Here is a 1,107-nt window from a genome sequence, read left to right as displayed (position 1 = left end):
GTTAACCAATTACCAAAGCCGGTTGGGCTCTGGTACGTTTCCAGTTGGCGACTTTTTGAAGGGCGTCTAAACGCTCATAGCTACTGTCATTCAATGGCCTCAGAACGTTTGTCCCACCATTCGCATTTAACTTGATGGGTTTAAAACCTCTGACAACAGCGCTTTACTTTCTTCAGTAAAACCTACAGATTGCCGCACAACACCCCCATCTCGAATAATGTATACAGTCGGTGTGTCCCACAATTTTATCGAAGTCCAATCTTCTACATCCAGAAAAACATGAAATTTTCTATTTATTTCAACTGAAAAAAAAACCTCTGGCGATACACCAACGGGGAGCTTGTAAGCCCATATCAAATCAACATCTTTTGAAAAGGCTTCAGCACTATTCACCCACCTCATTAAGTTATTCGAAAACTTACAGTTTGGCGAGGAGATAATAAGAACCACATCTTTCCCTTCCAAAGAGTGGATTTCAGCACTACTGCTCAACAGCAACATGCTACCGGCTACTTCATGCTGATAACGAGCTTGATCTATCAAATCAAAATAATCATTAGCTGAATCATAATGATGAAAATTCCGCTTCAGAAAAATCCTATAATTATCAACGACCGCATAAGAGCGAGTATAAAAAAAAGCTTTCTTAATCACATTCAAAAGATTAGACCTATCGTCTTCACTAACAGCTGCGGCCGGGTACTTGAAGTACTTATCTAAGCAATAATGTTCAAACTCTTTGAATAAACCAATACGCCTGTCTACTAACACTCCATCCATCTCTACAGGATCTCTGTATGTATCTTCAATAAAGTTCGCGACTTGAATCAAGTCATCAACAGTATGGCACTCGTTATATCCATTGAGAGTGCCAAGCTGGATCGAAAATGAAAAAAATACTAATAGAAAAAACACGGATCACTCCTGAATTGGCCGCTCAAATGCTGAGCGACCACCAATAACGTTAATTAACAACTAGACATACAAATTGCTCCTTGCTCCTCCCTGCAAGTTGCTCTAGTTGAGCAAGAGTAGTCTTTATGATCTCCTTCACCAATACCTATTGCACCACCATCAAACAATACCCCATAATTACCATTTGTCCAC

Annotated in this window: 1 protein-coding gene; it reads right to left on the bottom strand. The window is 39.8% G+C overall.

The annotated features are described in order from the left end of the window. Window positions 1-126 precede the first annotated feature (126 nt). Window positions 127-915 (bottom strand): hypothetical protein, encoded by a 789-nt coding sequence (locus QWY20_RS18460; protein WP_330130450.1) that lies wholly within the window; start codon window positions 913-915, stop codon window positions 127-129. Between the last annotated feature and the right edge of the window lie 192 nt (window positions 916-1,107).

Origin of the sequence: Alkalimonas cellulosilytica (assembly GCF_036325985.1) — a bacterium.
GTDB lineage: Bacteria > Pseudomonadota > Gammaproteobacteria > Enterobacterales > Alteromonadaceae > Alkalimonas > Alkalimonas cellulosilytica.
Note: the sequence above shows the minus strand (reverse complement) of the source record. Positions and strands in the feature narration are given on the sequence as shown.